At 32.0% G+C, this 18,635-nt stretch carries 17 protein-coding genes and 1 pseudogene; 7 read left to right on the top strand and 11 right to left on the bottom strand.

Annotated features, from left to right (window positions below):
- The first annotated feature begins 24 nt into the window (after nt 1-24).
- The gene (locus tag HYI43_05635) at nt 25-1,080 is read left to right on the top strand and encodes an aminopeptidase P family protein (protein ID UDI78042.1); all 1,056 of its coding nucleotides are present in this window, start codon (nt 25-27) and stop codon (nt 1,078-1,080) included.
- Nucleotides 1,081-1,143: 63 nt separating this feature from the next.
- Here the strand turns inward: HYI43_05635 and ald are convergent, their stop codons facing one another.
- Entirely contained in the window at nt 1,144-2,265 is a 1,122-nt protein-coding gene (ald, locus tag HYI43_05630) for an alanine dehydrogenase (protein ID UDI78041.1), read from the bottom strand.
- Between the two features lie 143 nt (nt 2,266-2,408).
- Between ald and HYI43_05625 the strand changes: the two genes are divergently transcribed.
- Nucleotides 2,409-2,888, top strand: coding sequence for a universal stress protein (locus HYI43_05625; GenBank protein UDI78040.1), 480 nt, complete (start codon nt 2,409-2,411; stop codon nt 2,886-2,888).
- A 119-nt stretch (nt 2,889-3,007) separates the two neighbouring features.
- Here HYI43_05625 and HYI43_05620 read toward each other — a convergent pair.
- The 8 genes and pseudogenes from HYI43_05620 to ezrA form a co-directional block, all read right to left on the bottom strand.
- A pseudogene (locus tag HYI43_05620) lies at nt 3,008-3,235 on the bottom strand (transposase).
- A 290-nt stretch (nt 3,236-3,525) separates the two neighbouring features.
- On the bottom strand, nt 3,526-4,722 hold the full coding sequence (locus HYI43_05615) for an acetate kinase (GenBank protein UDI78039.1): 1,197 nt from the start codon (nt 4,720-4,722) through the stop codon (nt 3,526-3,528).
- An 81-nt stretch (nt 4,723-4,803) separates the two neighbouring features.
- Nucleotides 4,804-5,751: a class I SAM-dependent methyltransferase gene (locus HYI43_05610; GenBank protein ID UDI78038.1), complete on the bottom strand. Its 948-nt coding sequence runs from the start codon at nt 5,749-5,751 to the stop codon at nt 4,804-4,806.
- Between the two features lie 135 nt (nt 5,752-5,886).
- Nucleotides 5,887-6,381 carry a thiol peroxidase gene (gene tpx / locus HYI43_05605; protein UDI78037.1) on the bottom strand — a complete coding sequence of 165 codons (495 nt, stop codon included), beginning with the start codon at nt 6,379-6,381 and terminating at the stop codon, nt 5,887-5,889.
- A 101-nt stretch (nt 6,382-6,482) separates the two neighbouring features.
- Nucleotides 6,483-7,259 (bottom strand): TSUP family transporter, encoded by a 777-nt coding sequence (locus HYI43_05600; protein ID UDI78036.1) that lies wholly within the window; start codon nt 7,257-7,259, stop codon nt 6,483-6,485.
- 40 nt (nt 7,260-7,299) lie between these two features.
- Nucleotides 7,300-8,523, bottom strand: a complete 1,224-nt coding sequence (gene thiI, locus HYI43_05595; GenBank protein ID UDI78035.1) for a tRNA 4-thiouridine(8) synthase ThiI — start codon at nt 8,521-8,523, stop codon at nt 7,300-7,302.
- Entirely contained in the window at nt 8,524-9,666 is a 1,143-nt protein-coding gene (locus tag HYI43_05590; GenBank protein ID UDI78034.1) for a cysteine desulfurase, read from the bottom strand. It abuts the gene before it with no gap.
- A gap of 297 nt (nt 9,667-9,963) precedes the next feature.
- Complete coding sequence (gene ezrA / locus HYI43_05585) at nt 9,964-11,658, bottom strand: septation ring formation regulator EzrA (GenBank protein ID UDI78033.1); 1,695 nt, start codon at nt 11,656-11,658, stop codon at nt 9,964-9,966.
- A 130-nt stretch (nt 11,659-11,788) separates the two neighbouring features.
- Here ezrA and HYI43_05580 point away from each other — a divergent pair, with 130 nt between their 5' ends.
- Both HYI43_05580 and rpsD read left to right on the top strand, forming a co-directional pair.
- Nucleotides 11,789-12,256, top strand: a complete 468-nt coding sequence (locus tag HYI43_05580; GenBank protein ID UDI78032.1) for a GAF domain-containing protein — start codon at nt 11,789-11,791, stop codon at nt 12,254-12,256.
- Between the two features lie 224 nt (nt 12,257-12,480).
- A complete protein-coding gene (gene rpsD, locus HYI43_05575; GenBank protein UDI78031.1) occupies nt 12,481-13,083 on the top strand; it encodes a 30S ribosomal protein S4 in 603 nt (200 codons plus the stop codon).
- A 78-nt stretch (nt 13,084-13,161) separates the two neighbouring features.
- On the opposite strand, the gene HYI43_05570 is transcribed toward rpsD, so the two are convergent.
- Nucleotides 13,162-13,908, bottom strand: coding sequence for a glycerophosphodiester phosphodiesterase (locus HYI43_05570; GenBank protein ID UDI78030.1), 747 nt, complete (start codon nt 13,906-13,908; stop codon nt 13,162-13,164).
- Between the two features lie 78 nt (nt 13,909-13,986).
- Between HYI43_05570 and HYI43_05565 the strand changes: the two genes are divergently transcribed.
- The 3 genes from HYI43_05565 to HYI43_05555 all read left to right on the top strand — a co-directional run bounded on the left by HYI43_05565 (nt 13,987) and on the right by HYI43_05555 (nt 17,377).
- Nucleotides 13,987-14,427, top strand: a complete 441-nt coding sequence (locus HYI43_05565) for an OsmC family protein (protein UDI78029.1) — start codon at nt 13,987-13,989, stop codon at nt 14,425-14,427.
- A gap of 204 nt (nt 14,428-14,631) precedes the next feature.
- Entirely contained in the window at nt 14,632-15,792 is a 1,161-nt protein-coding gene (locus tag HYI43_05560) for an alanine--glyoxylate aminotransferase family protein (protein UDI78028.1), read from the top strand.
- Entirely contained in the window at nt 15,782-17,377 is a 1,596-nt protein-coding gene (locus HYI43_05555; GenBank protein UDI78027.1) for a phosphoglycerate dehydrogenase, read from the top strand. Before HYI43_05560 ends, HYI43_05555 begins: the two co-directional genes overlap by 11 nt.
- Before the next feature lie 94 nt (nt 17,378-17,471).
- Here the strand turns inward: HYI43_05555 and HYI43_05550 are convergent, their stop codons facing one another.
- Nucleotides 17,472-18,596 carry an HAD family hydrolase gene (locus HYI43_05550; protein UDI78026.1) on the bottom strand — a complete coding sequence of 375 codons (1,125 nt, stop codon included), beginning with the start codon at nt 18,594-18,596 and terminating at the stop codon, nt 17,472-17,474.
- Nucleotides 18,597-18,635: the final 39 nt, after the last annotated feature.

The raw sequence follows: 18,635 nt of genomic DNA, 5'->3' as shown, positions 1-18,635 counted from the left end.
CTTATATTTGGAGGATAAATAATTATGACTAAAATTACAGAAATTGTAAATGCATTACAAAATGAAAAAGCAGATGCTGCATGGATTACTACTCCTCTTAACGTCTTTTATTTAACAGGTTATAGAAGTGAACCTCATGAAAGATTATTTGCAGTTTTAATTACAGCTAGCGGAGAAACAACACTATACTGTCCTAAAATGGAAGTTGAGGAAGTTAAAGCTTCTCCATTTGATGGTAAAATTATTGGTTACTTAGATACTGAAAATCCTTTTGAAATAGAACCACGTACATTCAACAAACTATTAATCGAAAGTGAACATTTAACAGTCAAACGTCAACGTGAACTAACTCAAAATTTTAAAGTTCAGTCCTATGAAGATATCGATCAAACCATTAAAGATTTAAGAAATATTAAAAGTGAAGAAGAAATAATTAATATTAGAAAAGCTGCTGAACTTGCTGATAAATGTATTGAAATTGGTGTGGAATATCTTAAAGAAGGCGTAACTGAAAGAGAAGTTGTTAATCATATTGAAAATGAAATCAAAAAATATGGTGTAAGTGAAATGAGTTTTGACACAATGGTCTTATTTGGTGACCACGCTGCTTCACCTCATGGTACGCCTGGTGATAGACAATTAGCGAATGATGAATATGTCCTATTTGATTTAGGGGTTATTTATAATCATTATTGCAGTGATATGACACGCACAGTTAAATTTGGCGAGCCTTCTAAAAAAGCTCAAGACATATATAATATTGTTTTAGAGGCAGAAACAAATGCTATAGAAGCTATTAAAGCTGGCGTACAATTACAGGAAATAGATAAAATCGCTAGAGATATTATATCAAATGCAGGTTATGGCGATTACTTCCCTCATCGACTTGGACATGGTCTTGGACTTCAAGAACATGAATATCAAGATGTTTCAAGTACCAATACGAACCAATTGGAAGCGGGAATGGTTATTACAATTGAACCAGGCATCTATGTTCCAAACGTAGCTGGTGTACGTATTGAAGATGATATTTTAGTTACTGAAAGTGGTTATGAGATTTTAACTCATTATGAAAAATAATTGTATAATAAAGTGGTAACGGATATAAAACTTATCCGTTACCACTTTTTGAATTTATATGAATTAACCTTCTTTTAACGCATCTTCAACAGAAGTATATTCTAAACCAAACGCCTCAGCTACACCTTTATGTGTAACATGACCTTTGAATGTATTTAAACCTAATGATAAAGCATGGTTAGCTTTAAATGCTTCACGATAACCTTTGCTAGCTAATAATTGTGCATAAGGAAGTGTAGCATTATTTAATGCAATTGTAGATGTACGTGGTACTGCACCAGGCATATTTGCTACTGCATAATGAACGACACCGTGTTTAATATATGTTGGGTCATCATGTGTAGTAATTTTATCTGTAGTTTCAAAAATACCACCTTGGTCAATCGCAATATCTACTATAACTGAACCATCTTTCATTTGTTTAATCATGTCTTCAGTAACTAAACTTGGCGCTTTTGCACCAGGAATTAATACTGCACCGATAACTAAATCACTTTCTTTAACTGCATTTTCAATATTTAATGGGTTAGACATGATTGTATTCACACGACCATCAAATAAATCATCTAATTCAGCTAAACGTTTAGGATTAACGTCTAAAATAGTTACGTCTGCACCTAAACCTAGTGCGATTTTAGCTGCATTGGTACCAGCTTGACCACCACCGATGATTGATACTTTACCTTTTGGTACTCCAGGTACGCCGCCAAGTAAAATACCCATTCCACCGTTAAATTTTTGTAAGAATTGTGAGCCTACTTGTGCAGACATACGTCCTGCTACTTCACTCATTGGTGTTAATAATGGTAATGAACGGTCAGGTAATTGAACCGTTTCGTAAGCAATACTTACTACTTTATTGTCAACCAATGCTTGAGTTAATTTTTCTTCATTAGCAAGATGTAAGTATGTGAATAAAATTAATCCCTCTTTGAAGAATTTATATTCTTCTTCTAAAGGTTCTTTAACTTTGATTACCATATCAACATCCCAGACTGCTGATTGTTCTGATACAATTTCAGCACCTGCATTTTTGTAATCAACATCTTCAAAAAATGAACCTAAACCTGCATCTTTTTCAACAAGTAATGTATGACCTTGTTCTACTAATGCATGCACACCACTTGGTGATAAACCAACTCTATTTTCGTTATTTTTTATCTCTTTTGGAATACCAATTTTCATTCCATCCACCTCCACAACCATCGTAACGCTAAACTAATGAAAGCGCAATCAGAAAAAGTACACATTATTGTAAAAATATAAAAAATAAATATTCTGACATTTGTGGTATTATATAAGTAAGAAAAGCTAAGGGGGTTATTAGAATGTTAACTTATAAAAACATTTTAATCGCAGTTGATGGTTCACACGAAGCAGAATGGGCTTTCAACAAAGCAGTAGACGTAAAATTGACTATTGTCAACATCATTGATTCAAGAACGTATTCTTCATATGAAGTGTATGATGCACAATTTACTGAGAAATCTAAAAGTTTCTCTGAAGAACTTTTAAAAGGTTATCAAGAAGTTGCTACACGTGCAGGCGTAACAAATGTTGAAACACGTTTAGAATTTGGTTCTCCGAAAGCAATTATCCCTAAAAAATTAGCAAGTGATTTAGGTGTAGATTTAATCATGTGTGGTACTTCAGGCTTGAATGCTGTTGAAAGATTTATTGTTGGTTCTGTATCAGAGGCAATCGTTCGTCACGCACCTTGTGATGTTTTAGTGGTTCGTACAGAAGAAATTCCTGAAGATTTCCAACCAGAAGTTGCTACTCCAGAATTTCGTCAACAATATTCATAATTTTAAATAATATTTAATTAAGTTAATTTACACTAGTTAAATGTAATATTGAAGGTAAAGTCCCCTGACTTTACCTTCTTTTTGTATCATACTATGAAATTGACTTTATTCATTCAAGTGCTGTCATTAAGTAATTTTTCTATCTTACGTCCTGAAAACACAGATTGTGTGTAGACATATAGAATTACTTTTAACATCATTTTTGGATTGTATGATGTTGTACCACGACGATGTCTGAATTCATCGAATTCAGTCTTAGGGATTTTTTTTATAATATCATTAGTGGGTATAAGAACTGAAGTTTCCATTGGTAGAGTATGTTGCGTCATGTTATAGTCTTTATAAATATGGCACCTCGTTAATTAAGTTTAGTGAAGTTTATTAAATTATACGAAAGTGCTTATTTTTTAAATTATTTTAATATAAAATTACATATAAATACAAAGTGTTTTGGCGAGACTCTTGAGGGAACAGGACAAGCTGAAGACTACAGGCTGAAGCTGTCCCCTAAGAAAGCGAGCCAACAATACGAAGTATTGTAAATAAAAAAGCCAGTAAATGAATTTATAATAAACTCATTTACTGGCTATTTTGCTAGGAATTATGTCCCAGACTTTTAAATTTTTGTAATTAAATATTATAATTCACCGAATTTAACGATGTCTCTTGCAATCATTACTTCTTCATTAGTAGGTATAACAAGGACTTTTACTGGTGAGTGAGGATAGTTAATGAATCCTTCTTCGCCATGAATTGCTTCGTTCTTTTTAGGATCCCAATAGATTCCCATGAATTCTAATCCTTCTAATACTTTTGCACGTACTGTTGAAGAGTTTTCACCTACACCTGCAGTGAATACAATAACGTCTACGCCATGCATTCTAGTTGCATATGAGCCGATGTATTTATGAATTCTTGATGCAAATACATCTAATGCTAGTTGAGCACGTTCTTTACCTGCTTCAGCATCACTTTCAAGGTCACGTAAGTCACTTGAAGTACCAGAAATACCTAGTAATCCTGATTCTTTATTTAATACATTAAGTACTTCTTCAGCGTTTTGGCCAGTCTTTTGCATAATGAATGGGATCAATGCAGGGTCAATATTACCTGAACGTGTACCCATCGTTACACCTGCTAAAGGAGTGAAGCCCATTGAAGTATCAATTGATTCTCCACCATCAATTGCTGCGATTGACGCACCATTACCAATATGACAAGAAATAATACGTAATTCTTCAATTGGTTTATCTAAGATTTCTGCAGCACGTTGTGAAACATATTTGTGACTTGTACCGTGGAAACCGTATTTACGGATGCCATAGTCTTTGTAATATTGGTATGGCAAGCTATATAAATATGATTGTTCAGGCATAGATTGATGGAATGAAGTATCAAATACTGCCACATGAGGAATGTTTGGTAATAATTTTCTGAATGCACGAATACCCATTAAGTTAGCAGGGTTGTGTAAAGGTGCTAATTCACTTAATTCTTCAATTTGTTCTTCAACTTTATCAGTAACTAAAGCTGATGTTGGGAATAATTCACCACCATGTACTACACGGTGTCCTGTTCCAACAATATCGTTAATATTATCGATAATACCATGTTTTTTGAAGCTATCTAACATAATATTAATTGCTTCTTCATGATCTTTTATATCTCTAACATCTTTAATTTTTTCGCCGTTCACTTCAATAGTGAAAATTGAATCTTTAATACCGATACGTTCGATTAATCCTTTAGTAACTAGTGTTTCTTCAGGCATTCTAATAAGTTGAAATTTTAAAGAAGAACTACCAGCATTAATCGCTAAAACTAAACTAGACATATATATTGTCCTCCAATTTATTAATTAAATATCCATATTAATTTAACCATTAATACAGTTATAATTCAAGAATATCACAGTTTATTTTTTAGGATGATTTTCTGACATCCAATTATTTAACTCTGTAATGAAACCTTGGAATTGATTTAGATTTTTAAAGTCAGGGATATTTGCAAGAAATACTTCAACCGGCTTAGTTTTATTTGCTTCTTTCTTTTGTAAAATCAATATAGATTTGCGTGCTTTTTCATTTTTAAATAGTGTTTTAGGTAAATTTAAAAAAGCTTGCATTTCTGTTTCTGTAGCAATGAAATTTTCTAACTGTTTTACCTCATCACCTTCAAACAAATTACTAGGTACAACTAAAAATGCAAATCCAGATTGTTTCAATGCAGTTATGGCTTGTTCAATTAATAGATGATGAGAATAACTATGTCCTTCATCAAATCCTAATTTCATTTCTTTACTTCGTTCATCCACTGGGTAATAACCTATTGGTAGATCGCCAATTACGATATCTGCTTCTTCAAGTGGTAAAGGCATGATTGCATCTTGGGGATATACATCAAACGGAATCTCTAAGAAATTCGCTAAGTGAACACTTACTCTTGATAACACTGGGTCTACTTCAATTAAATGATGCATCACAGTAGTATCTTTCAATACTTCATTAACGGATGCACTCAAATGCCCCGCACCACTCGCAATATCAACCACATGTAATTCATCATTTTGTTCAGTAAACTTCTGAACTAAGAATCCTAATATCAATCCAATAGAGTCCGGAGTAATTTGATGATTGGCTTGTATATTTTCTTCTTGCAATAAACTTAAATATGCAAATTGGAAGGCTTTTCTTCTATCTTGTAAGGTTGCTTGTTCTAATAAGTCTCTTTGATTTTGATATACATATTCCATAGCAAGTCCTAAATTTTCAATAAAACTTTGCCCATTTTCATCATTTAAAGCTTTAGCCTTTTCATCTAAAGTTCTAAATAGTTTCTCCATAATTGTTTGTTCTTCAGTCATAATTGATTCCTTTCCAATAAAAAAGTGCCCATTGTCTTTATTTCTTTAAAATGAACAACTAATCACTAATTTTCACATCTTTGAAATAAGTATGGACACTTTCACACTATGTCTTATTTTATTAAAATCATAATATTAAATGTTACGATAAGCTTCTAATGCTGCTTCGAAATTAGGAAAATCAGTTCCCTCGCTAACTAATTCTTTATAAACAATTTTATCATTTTCGTCTAATACGAATACTGAACGTGCTAGCAATCTTAATTCTTCCATGATAACACCATAATTTTCTCCAAATGATAAGTCTTTATGGTCACTTAAAGTAATTACATTATCTAAACCATTAGAAGCACACCATCTTTTTTGTGCAAATGGTAAGTCAGCTGAAATGGTTAATACAACACCATCTTCTTGAGCAGCTTCTTCGTTAAATTTGCGTGTTTGTTGATCACACACACCAGTATCAATAGAAGGTACTACGCTGATAAGTTTCTTTTGACCTTTATAATTGTCTAAGCTTACTTCATTTAAATCATTATCAAGCACTTTAAAATTAGGCGCTTGTGCTCCCTCAGATACTTCCGAACCAGCTAAATGAATTGGGCTATTTTTAAAAGTAATTTGTGTCATGTTGAAATGACCTCCTATATAAATTATTTATCATACTTTTATAATACGATACCCTTAAAAGTGAAATCAATTATTTGATATTACTCACCAAATCCAACACCTTAATGATTTAAAAGCTGCATTATGTAGTCATAAGTATTTTTCAAAATAAGCAATGCTGTAATTATAATAAATAGTATTTTTACATAGCCTACGCCCTTTTTGATAGCAAATTGAGCACCAATATATGAGCCTATTATCATACTAATTGCCATAATAAAGCCATAAATAAAGTCAACTTGACCTAGTATTATAAATAGAACCAACGCCCCCAAATTTGAAGCAAAATTAAGTACTTTAGCATTTCCAGCTGCACTTAAGAAATCAAATCCAAACATGAGTAGTACAAATAACATGAAAGACCCTGTGCCTCCGCCTAAGAATCCATCATAGAAACCAATGATTAATAGTAAAGTTACAAAAACAATAGCTTTACCTATAGTCAATTTTGAAAAAGTACGAACATTACCCCATTCTTTTTTAAAAATTGTATAAATTAATACTAAGGTTAAAATAATGATTACGAGTGGTTTTAGTACTTGAGCTGGTAGAAATGTTGCTAGACTTGCACCACCTGCAGCAAAAAGAAATACAAATGGGAATAGTTTTAATACGATAGGTAAATCCACTTTTTTTGATCGAATAAATTTTATCGCACTAGTTAAAGAACCAAATGAGCTGGCCAGTTTATTAGTACCAAGTGCTAAAGATGGCGGCATTCCGACTGCTAGTAGAGCTGGTATTGAAATGAGCCCACCCCCACCAACAACCGCATCAATAAACGCAGCTAGAAATCCAAACGCAATTATAATTAAAATCACATTTAATGTTATCTCCATGATGCATTCCCCCTTTATTTATAGATGAATTTCTTTAATTTTAAAATAATTCATCGATTAATGCATCAGTGTCTTTGTCTTTTTCTGTTTTATAATCTTTATTGATAATCAACGTTTCAACGTTATTAGCAGCACTTTGAACCATCTCATCAAAATTAAACACACTTTCATATTTTATGACTTTATCAAAATTTGGTTCTGTAACCGGATTCTTAGGCGTGAAAATAGTACAACAATCTTCATAAGGTTGAATAGATATGTCAAACGTCCCTATCTCACGTGCTTTTTTAATAATATCTTCTTTATCTAGCGATACAAGTGGTCTGAGTATTGGTGTAGAAGTCACGTCGTTAATTGCATACATACTTTTAAGTGTTTGACTCGCGACTTGTCCTAAATTTTCTCCATTTACAATGGCATTGGCACCAATTCGATCTAATACGATATCTGCTACTCGAAGCATCATTCGACGTGTTGATGTCATTGTGTATCTTGGATGTACAACCTTATTGATTTGTTTTTGTAGCTCTGTAAATGGGACAATGTGTAATTTGATTGGCCCAACACGTTCAGATAAGATACGTGTCAATTCAATCACTTTATCTTTGGCTTTTTCACTCGTAAAAGGTGGACTGTGGAAGTGAATTGCTTCTATTGTAACGCCACGTTTCATTATTTCCATACCTGCTACTGGAGAATCGATACCACCAGATAACATTAATAATGTTTTACCTCCAGAACCAACTGGCAATCCTCCAGCACCTTTAATCACTTCAGTGAATATATATACGCCATCCATTCGTACTTCTACTCTTACATTATGATTAGGGTTTTTCACATCAACTGTAATACCTTCTGTTGCTTGCAAAATGGTACCACCCAATTCTCTTTGTAATGCATAGGTATCTAATGGATAAGATTTATCTACACGTTTTACATCAATTTTAAATGTTTCACCTGTTTTGAAATCTTGAGCAAGTTCAACACATAATTTTTTTATATCTTCTATATCTTGTGTAGTTTTATGAACAGGACTAATAGATTTTATCCCGAATATTTTAGATAAACGACTTATTACTTCTTGGGAATCCGCTTCTTCAGTGAGAGAAACATACATTCTATCTCTCTTTCCTTGAACATGTGTACCTTCTAGAGATTTTAATGATGAAATCACATTGTCTTTTAATGCATTAACAAACTTTTTACGATTACTTCCTTTTAATGTTAGTTCTCCATACCTAACTAATAAATGATCAAATTTCATTTATTTTAACAACTCCTTAATTTCGGAATAAATATTTTCAAATTTCTCTTTGAATTCATTAATTTCGTCTTGGGTAGTAGTTTCTCCAAATGACAATCTAATACTGCCTTCAATCCGCTTATCTGATATGTCCATTGCAAGTAACACTTCGTTAAGTTTTCCTCTTTTAGAGGAACAAGCACTTGTAGTAGAGACCATAATATCAAATTTTGAAAAAGCATTTACTAAAACTTCTCCTTTTACACCAGGAAAAGCGATGTTTAAAATTTGAGGAGCTCCATCTATAGGCGAATTAATATATACACCCTTATAATTATCTAGAAACGTTCGCAATTCTTTATTAAAAGATGTAAGACGTTGAATGCGTGAATCTAATAGATTGGGATTTATAGCTAAATCTATTGCTTTTACTAATGCAACGTCTATTGGTAAATTAACCGTTCCACTTCGGATACCATACTCTTGTCCGCCTCCATGAACAATTGGCTCAAGTTTTTCCTTATTATCAATTAATAACAACCCTTGCCCTTTTAACCCATTAAATTTGTGACCACTAAAACTTAAACTATTCACGCCTTCAAATTTCATAGGTATTTTGCCTAAAGCTTGAACTGCATCAACATGTAAATGTGCTTTAGGATAATTTTTTAATAATTCCACAATCTTATCCACAGGTTGAATTTGACCCATGATGTTATTGACATACATACAAGTTACTAGACCAACTCTATCATTCATAAGTGTAGCAAGATGATTCATATCTATGCATCCATCACTTGTTACATTTACATATTTTAATTTAAAACCTTCTTCTTCTAAATGACGCATAACTTCTAAAACAGATGGATGTTCAAGTACAGAAGTTATAATTTCATTAGCAAATTGTTTTTTACGATATGCTACACCTTTCAATGCAATGTTATTTGATTCAGTAGCCCCGCTTGTAAAAATAACATCATATTTATGATTTAACGACATTATATTATTAATACGTTCTTTCGCTTGCAGTAATACTTTTTCACCTTGAATTCCCATTTTGTGTGGGCTATTAGGATTAAAATAAACTGATTCATTAACCTTCAAGAATGAATCCAATACTTCTTTATGAGATTTAGTAGTGGCTGCATTATCGAAATATATCACTTACAACACTCACTTTCAGTTTCCAATTAAATTTGTGATTATTAGAACATGTTTATTGTTTTACTATGTCCTCTATTAAATATAAAAATCGATACTCAAGCATTATACTATTTTTCATTAAAAATAAAAGACGAGAATAGGACAGAAATTGAAAATAATTTCTTTACCCTATTCTCGTAAAAATGACTGAAACCGAAAAGATTAGATTCAAACCCTCTCAGATTCATCTGAATCTATAAATTTATCATTCTGTTTTTAATTGATTACTTTGTTAGAGAATAAATAATTTAACTTTACCTATTCTTTCGTAATTTCATCTTCTATATACTTCGTAATGCCAGGTTCTACACTTTCAAGTGCTTGTTCTGAAATTTCAATTGAACGTTTATATCTATTGTTTTTAAATAAACGTTCTGCTTCATTTAAACTTTTATCAACATTATTATGATCTTTGCGATATCTGTTACCATATTGAATTAATCTTTCTGCATAAACCGCATTTACTAATACATCATTTGCTTCATCTTCAAATGTATTCATTTGAATAACAATTTTGGCAACTTTATCTTTTAATTGTTTAACATGAATTGGTCGTTCACTAAATTGTTCATTCGTTTCACGAACTTCATGGTCAATTTCATTTTTCATGATCACAAAGCGTTCTGGCACACTTGTTAAATTTGAAGCTAAAAGACGACGATAAACCTCTTCTTTTTTAGATTGAATTCTTAAAAGATTGTCTTCTGCTTCTGCTTCGTCTTCTCGCAACTGGATAAGATGATTTTGTAATTTTTCTTGTTTATCATTGATGACTTTTACATGATCATCGAGATATTCTATGTTATCTTTAACTTCACTATATCTAACTGCAGATTTAGACATTTCTTTTAGAATCTCATCATATACAACCACTAAATTTTGAATTTCATTTTCATGTTGTCTAATACTATGAACATCACTTTCATTAATAAAGTAGTTTTCTCGAATATAATCAATTTCAGTTCTCAATGTATAATTCATTTCTCGTGCTTTAAATAATTCATCAGTGATTTGCTCTTTCGTTTCTTCAACTTCATTTTTAGCTTTAACTTCATGCTCAATTAAATCATACATTTCATCAAGTTTATCGTTGATTTGTTCTAATTTATCGTTTGCTTCATTTAACTCTAAACGACTAATCATAGGTTCAACGAAACTTAATTCTGTTTTTAAGCTTTGTAACGTGCCATCAATTTTCACATGATCTAAATCATAGCCATTAACTTTTAAATCTCGACAACCATATTTTAAATCTTGAAATTGTCCAGGCAATTCTTTTTGAGCTTCTCGAATTAAATCAGGTATTTCATCCATATATTCTTTAATTTCATCAATAGATTCACTTAGGCCCATAATATGATTATGTGCTTGAACATAATTCCCTTCATTTTTAAGCACTTCATATTGTTCTAATTCGGGTTCAAATGATTCAATTCGCTTCTCTAATGGCGCAGCAGCTTCACCAAATTGATGTCTATTGGCTAAAACATCTCGTTTCATCTCACGATAATCAGTTTTACATTTTTCGAACACTTGTTCATTCTCTTTATGTAAACCAATAATTTCACTAACTTCATCCACTTGTGCTTGATATCCAGCTTCATATCTATCCATTAATTCATGTGCATCATCAATTTCAGATTGTGCACCTGAAAATTTGAACTTATCAAGTTGAATCTCAGCGTCATGGATTTTTTCTTCGACCGGTGCTAAATAATTGTTTGTATGATCTAGGGTGTCTTGTTTTAAAGCATCATATTTTGTTTTAGTTTCACCTTTTAAATTTAATTTAGAAAGTTTAGCTAAATTTTCCTCGAAAGGTAATTTTTGAATTTTTAATTTACGTTCTTCCGCGTCTTCAACAATTTTTCGTTTATTTGAACGCAAGTAAAACATGATACCAACAATTATCAGTATGATGACTATTATTGCTAATATAGTGTATAAAACCATCTCATTCTCCTCCTATGTTATCATCATTATAACGTAATTTATACTTTCAATAAAATAGTAAATGAATGAATTGATAGAATTATTTTTTCCATTTATACTTTTAATCAAAATAACAAAATGAGGTATCCATATGCCAGCTATAAAAGATACAAATTACGACTTATTAACTAAACAACTCTCAAGCTTAATTGAAGATGAAACTAATTTAATTGCTATACTTAGTAATACTTCAGCTTTATTAAATGACAACTTAGATCAGGTGAACTGGGTAGGCTTTTATTTAATAGAAAATAATGAACTTATTCTAGGTCCTTTCCAAGGTCACCCAGCATGTGTACATATTGAAATTGGTAAAGGGGTTTGTGGTACAGCAGTTTCTACCGATACAACTCAGCTTGTAGAGGATGTACATGCCTTTCCGGGACATATAGCTTGTGATGCCAATAGTAAATCAGAAATCGTTGTCCCTATTCATGTTAATGGAACAATTATTGGCGTACTAGATATTGATGCTCCTATTGAGGCACGTTTTTCTAAAAAAGATAAACACGGTTTAGAAACGATTGTGTCTATTATTGAAAAACAATTATCTATATAAAGAAAATGTATTGACACTTTACAAAATACTGTTACAATTGATTTTGTGTGAATTAACGAAAATAGCAGTTGTATATCGTTAAGCTCTATGTTGTTCCCAATGTGGACGTGTCGTGTAACTGACGCTATAAGGTGAGGACACATAAAACAACATATCCTAATGAGCATACAACACTCTTTTTTGTTTCTTCATATCAACAAAAAAGAAAAAGGAGGAGTCTTATTATGGCTCGATTCAGAGGTTCAAACTGGAAAAAATCTCGTCGTTTAGGTATCTCTTTAAGTGGTACTGGTAAAGAATTAGAAAAACGTCCTTACGCACCAGGACAACATGGTCCAAACCAACGTAAAAAATTATCAGAATATGGTTTACAATTACGTGAAAAACAAAAATTACGTTACTTATATGGAATTACTGAAAGACAATTCCGTAACACATTTGACATCGCTGCTAAACAACACGGTGTACATGGTGAAAACTTCATGATTTTATTAGCTAGTCGTTTAGACGCAGTTGTTTATTCATTAGGTTTAGCACGTACTCGTCGTCAAGCACGTCAATTAGTTGGTCACGGTCACGTTGAAGTAGATGGTCGTCGCGTAGACATCCCTTCTTACTCATTAAAACCTGGTCAAGTTATCACTGTACGTGAAAAATCACAAAACTTAGACATCATCAAAGAATCTGTTGAAATTAATAATTTCGTACCAGAATACTTAGATTTTGATGCTGACAGCTTAAAAGGTACATTCGTACGCTTCCCTGAACGTAGTGAATTACCAGCTGAAATCAATGAACAATTAATCGTTGAGTACTACTCAAGATAATATCTTGATAGCAAGAAACCATCCACTCTTTTTGAATGGATGGTTTTTTTATTTTTAACTTTAAAACAATTGATTGAGTTATAATTTGAATAACTCATCAGGTATATCTGAAATAATACCGTCTACCCCCACTTTAATTAAATGACGAACACTTTTAGCTTTATTAACTGTATAAGGTATAACTCTCAAATTGTGTTCATGTGCTTTTTTAATAAACTTAGCGTTCACTAATTTATAATTAGGGTTCACATAATTTGCATAAGCTGAAATGTCTTTAAAATTAGGTAGTTTATACCAATATTTCTTTTTACTTACAAGTAAACCTAATTCATATTCACTTTGCAATTCCGCTAATCTTTGAACACTGTCTGCATCAAAAGACTGTATGATGGCTTTATGTGCGGGCACATTATATTCTCTCAATTTATCTAATACTGCTTGCTCTATTCCAGGATATTGTTTAGGTACCTTAATTTCAATTAATAACTTTTTAGAATAATTATTAAATAAAGCTAATACTTCTTCAAATGTGGAAATTCTAGTATTTGAGAATTTCTCACTGTGTTTAATACCAAAATCAAACTCCATTAATTCTTTCAATGTATAATCTATTACTTTGCCTTTTCCATTTGAAGTGCGATCAATTGTATCATCATGTATCACAACAAGGTAATTATCTTTAGTAAAATGTACATCGATTTCTAACATATCAATGTGTTTCATTAAAGCTGCTTTGAAACCTTTAGCTGTATTCTCAGGAAATTGATGAGATAAGCCACGATGGGCTACAACTTGAAATGCACGATTTGGTTTATTGATTTTCATAAAAGACACCTTTCTTTAATTATGAGCCACTTTAAACTACACTTAAGTTACCATACTATTCGCGGAGGTTAAACAATAATGGTTAAACACGATTTCAAAGTACAAACTCAATGGCAAGGTGGGCGTGAAGAAGTAGGCACTGTTAGTGGAGATGTAATTTCAGAGCAAATTTCCATTCCAAGCCAACTTGGCGGTAACGGAACAGGAACAAATCCAGATGAAATGTTAGTGTCTGCAGCATCTTCGTGCTACATCATTTCCTTAGCAGCCACATTAGAGAGAGCTAAATTTACAAATATCCAATTGACTATTGATTCGGTTGGAACTGCTATATTTGAAAACGGAAAATTTAAAATGCAAAAAATCACACATTACCCGAAAATTGATGTTAACAATGATGAAAAAGAAAGTCTAAGTAAGCGACTTCCTAAATTATTAAGTATTGCTGATAAAAATTGTATGATTTCAAATTCTATTAGAAATAATGTAGATATAGACATTCAATCATCAATTATATAAATGTGTTTGATAAATTCAATATCATTGATAAATGAATTTTTAAAAAGTGGATAGAAATCTTTTTAAATTGCAGTAGGTTTCTATCTCCTCAAATGATTATGTAGTTTAATAAATTATCTTTTTACCGTTTTAATAATACGCTTTATAATTATCAGAATATTTGGTAAAATGGATAAATCTTACACTGTGGGAGGAAGTTTTATTATGAAATATTATGAACCACTATTATTAACTCCGGGACCAACCCCTGTTCCTGATGAAATCAATCATGTTATGACCTTACCAATGGTCGGACACCGTTCTCCAGATTTTGAAGCTATCGCAAAAGAAGCATTTAATAATTTAAAGCCCATCTTTGGTACTGACAATGAAGTTATGATACTAACTTCTAGTGGTACTAGTGTGTTAGAAGCTAGTATGTTAAATATTGTGAATCCTAATGACCATTTTGTAGTAATTGTATCTGGTGCTTTTGGTAATCGTTTTAAACAAATCGCTGAAACTTACTATAAAAATGTTCATATTTATGATGTTGAATGGGGAAAACCAGTAGATGTTGAAGCATTTATATCATTTTTAAAACATCTTGAACATAACGTTACTGCTGTATTTTCTCAATATTGCGAAACATCTACAGCTGTACTACATCCTGTAGCTGAATTAGGCCATGCTCTTAAATCATATGATGAAAATATTTATTTCGTTGTAGATGGTGTTAGTTGTATCGGAGCAGTAGATGTTAATTTAAATCGTGATGAAATTGATGTCTTAGTTTCTGGTAGTCAAAAAGCACTTATGCTACCTCCAGGCCTAGCCTTCGTTGCATATAATCAACGCGCGTTACTGCGATTTAAAGAAGTTACGACACCACGATTTTATTTAAATTTGAATAAATACTTTGATTCATTGCAACAAGATTCAACACCATTTACCCCTAACGTTGGTTTGTTTAGAGCTGTCAACGCTTATGCGGAATTAATAAAAGATGAAGGCTTTAATAATACTATTGCTCGACACTATACTATTAGAGATGGTTTAAGAAATGCTTTAAAAGCACTAAATCTTGAATTATTGGTTGACGATGCATATGCTTCCCCTACAGTGACGTCATTTATCCCTAAAAATAAGGATGAACTTAACCACATCAAATCTACTTTAAAATCAAGATTTAACATTACAATTGCAGGCGGACAAGGAAAGCTCAAAGGCACGATTTTACGAATAGGACATATGGGTAAAGTTTCACCATATGATATGTTATCTGTGATTTCTGCACTAGAAATGATTCTTACAGAATATCGTCAAATTAATTATATCGGTCAAGGTATTACTAAATTTACTGAGGTGATTCATAATGAAGCATAATATTTTGGTTGCTGATCCAATTTCAGAAGAAGGTTTAGAAAGTTTAATTTCTCACCCTCAATTTAATGTTGATATAAAAACTGGACTAAGTGAACAAGAAATCATAGAAATTATTTCTGAATATGAGGGTCTTATTGTTCGCAGTCAAACTCAAGTCTCTTCAGAAATTAGCCAACACGCTTCTCAATTAAAAGTGATTGCTCGTGCAGGTGTTGGCGTAGATAACATTGATATTGACGCAGCAACATTACAAGGTGTATTAGTAATTAATGCACCAGATGGTAATACAATATCTGCAACTGAACATTCTGTTGCCATGATTTTAGCTATGGCTCGTAACATTCCACAAGCACATGCCTCATTGAAAAATAAGGAATGGAATCGTAAAGCTTTTAAAGGTGTAGAATTATATCAAAAGACATTAGGTGTCATTGGTGCTGGTAGAATTGGACTTGGCGTAGCTCAACGTCTTCAAAGTTTTGGCATGAACGTTTTAGCTTTTGATCCTTATCTTACACAAGAAAAGGCGCAACAACTTGATATTCAGTTAGCAAGTATAGATGAAATTGCTGAAAAAGCTGATTTTGTAACTGTTCATACACCATTAACACCTAAGACACGTGGTATTATTAATGCTGATTTCTTTTCAAAAGCAAAACCATCGCTACAAATCATAAATGTTGCTAGAGGCGGTATTATAAATGAACAAGATTTAGTTGATGCTTTAAATAACAACCTAATTTCAAGAGCCGCTATAGATGTCTTTGAACATGAACCACCTACTGATTCACCTCTGTTAGACAATGATAAGATAATTGTCACACCTCATCTAGGCGCTTCAACTATAGAAGCTCAAGAAAAAGTTGCTATCTCAGTAGCTAAAGAGATGATAGATATTTTAGAAAATGGTAATGTGACAAATGCTGTTAATGCACCAAAACTAAACTTAAACGACGTTGATGAATCAACACAAGATTGGATTCATATTGGCGAATTAACTGGAGAATTAGCAATACAATTATTAGACGGTGCACCTAGGGAAATTAAAATTATATTTAATGGTGAAGAGGCTAAAAAAGAGAATGATTTAATTACACGTTCAATAGTGACACGTATTTTACAACAAGATTTGGGAGAACGAGTTAATTTAATTAATGCTTTGGCTTTACTTAATCAACAAGGTGTCACTCATAATATTGAGCAACGTGCTCCGCAAGGTGCTTTTAATAATTATATTCAAGTTGAACTAACAAGTGACAATGAAGTAATCAAAATTGGTGCAACTGTCATTTCAGGTTTCGGCGCACGTATCGTCCGTATTAATGATTATTCTGTTGACTTCAAACCTAATAAATATCAATTAGTTTCTTATCATGGAGACAAACCTGGTATGGTCGGTCTAACAGGTCAACTTTTAGGTAAGCATCACATTAATATTGCCTCAATGTCTTTAGGTAGAAGTACTGAAGGCGGTCAAGCGATGATGGTATTATCAGTGGACCAACCTATTACTTCAGATATTATTGAAGATTTATACAAACATGGCGGTTACGATAAAATATACGGCACAACATTATCAGTTTAATTTTGTTGAACTCGTTTATCATTCTAAAAACCATCTGAAACGTAAATTGTCTCAGATGGTTTTCTTAATATTATAAAACTCTCTTGAAGTCTATTTATAATAAAATATCTCTTATTTGACTAACGTTATCGACTATATAATCTGCATCATATTGTTGTAATTCTTCACGTGCATCTTTTTCTTTTAATCCAGTGAGCGTCCCAATAAAAGTAGCTCCGATAATCTTAGCACAAAGTAAATCAGCAAGTGAGTCACCAACGATATACACGTCTTCTTTTTGAACTATATTGTATTGCTCAGTAATATACTGTTCATAATCCTCTACTTCATTCCCTCTTAATGTGGCAATATAACAAAATGGATTAGGTTTCCCTAAAGGTACATATTCAGGAAAGGCACTTTCAGCGTTAAGTACATCACTAGCTGTTACGATATGATTATTTTCAAAGAATTTCTTAATACCTAAGGCTTTAAAAGGTACGAGCGTTTCAGTTTCAGGCCGGCCAGTGGCAATCGCTAAGTGATATCCTGCATTTTGTAAATCATCCAATAACGTTTTAATTTCCTCAATTGGTCTAAGAATTTTCTCATCATAAATGAAACCACTTTTTTTAGATGAAATAGGCGTTTTATCTTCAGTTTGTTCAAATAGTTGACTACCTAAATACCATTCTTGATAAACATTTCTTGCAAACTGCCATAATGGACCTTTAAGTTTAAAAAGATTAACATTGTTCGATTTAAGTTCAGACATTGCATACTTCTCTAAATCAGCATAAATATTCTCTTTACCACTTTGACAATTGCTTATAAAGACTAGCGGTAAATCATACTCTATCGTAGTATTTCCATCTAAATTTGTTTGGATTTCTTGTAATACATTTTCTGAAAAGTGGTCATCTTCAAGTATTTTATGTACAACTTGTTGATCAAATGTTTTTAAAATATCTATAAAATGAATACTTAGAACAATAAATAGCATATCCCAATTTGAATTTAACCCTAATGATTTTAATTGCTTTAAAATGCGATCATGCTGAAACACTTTTTGTCTGATGCAAACAATTTCATCATCACTTAAATGATTAAAATTTATAGAATTATCTATATTTAAAAATTGTTTACCTCTTAAAATTTCTTCAACAGTAAGTGCAGAAACATCAAAACAACGCTCTTCACTTAAAAACACACCGTCCACATCAAATAATATCGATTTCATTTGCTTTCTCTCCATTATTTTTGAATATTCTGTTATATA

The sequence above is a fragment of the Staphylococcus taiwanensis genome, assembly GCA_020544305.1.
GTDB classification, from domain to species: domain Bacteria; phylum Bacillota; class Bacilli; order Staphylococcales; family Staphylococcaceae; genus Staphylococcus; species Staphylococcus taiwanensis.
Note: the sequence above shows the minus strand (reverse complement) of the source record. Positions and strands in the feature narration are given on the sequence as shown.

Coding starts and splice junctions, on each gene's coding strand:
- rpsD (UDI78031.1), top strand. CDS start 12,481: ATGGCTCGATTCAGAGGTTCAAACTGGAAAAAATCTCGTCGTTTAGGT.
- HYI43_05580 (UDI78032.1), top strand. CDS start 11,789: ATGCCAGCTATAAAAGATACAAATTACGACTTATTAACTAAACAACTC.
- HYI43_05560 (UDI78028.1), top strand. CDS start 14,632: ATGAAATATTATGAACCACTATTATTAACTCCGGGACCAACCCCTGTT.
- ald (UDI78041.1), bottom strand. CDS start 2,265: ATGAAAATTGGTATTCCAAAAGAGATAAAAAATAACGAAAATAGAGTT.
- HYI43_05625 (UDI78040.1), top strand. CDS start 2,409: ATGTTAACTTATAAAAACATTTTAATCGCAGTTGATGGTTCACACGAA.
- HYI43_05600 (UDI78036.1), bottom strand. CDS start 7,259: ATGGAGATAACATTAAATGTGATTTTAATTATAATTGCGTTTGGATTT.
- HYI43_05610 (UDI78038.1), bottom strand. CDS start 5,751: ATGACTGAAGAACAAACAATTATGGAGAAACTATTTAGAACTTTAGAT.
- thiI (UDI78035.1), bottom strand. CDS start 8,523: ATGAAATTTGATCATTTATTAGTTAGGTATGGAGAACTAACATTAAAA.
- HYI43_05555 (UDI78027.1), top strand. CDS start 15,782: ATGAAGCATAATATTTTGGTTGCTGATCCAATTTCAGAAGAAGGTTTA.
- HYI43_05565 (UDI78029.1), top strand. CDS start 13,987: ATGGTTAAACACGATTTCAAAGTACAAACTCAATGGCAAGGTGGGCGT.
- HYI43_05570 (UDI78030.1), bottom strand. CDS start 13,908: ATGAAAATCAATAAACCAAATCGTGCATTTCAAGTTGTAGCCCATCGT.
- HYI43_05635 (UDI78042.1), top strand. CDS start 25: ATGACTAAAATTACAGAAATTGTAAATGCATTACAAAATGAAAAAGCA.
- HYI43_05615 (UDI78039.1), bottom strand. CDS start 4,722: ATGTCTAGTTTAGTTTTAGCGATTAATGCTGGTAGTTCTTCTTTAAAA.
- ezrA (UDI78033.1), bottom strand. CDS start 11,658: ATGGTTTTATACACTATATTAGCAATAATAGTCATCATACTGATAATT.
- tpx (UDI78037.1), bottom strand. CDS start 6,381: ATGACACAAATTACTTTTAAAAATAGCCCAATTCATTTAGCTGGTTCG.
- HYI43_05550 (UDI78026.1), bottom strand. CDS start 18,596: ATGAAATCGATATTATTTGATGTGGACGGTGTGTTTTTAAGTGAAGAG.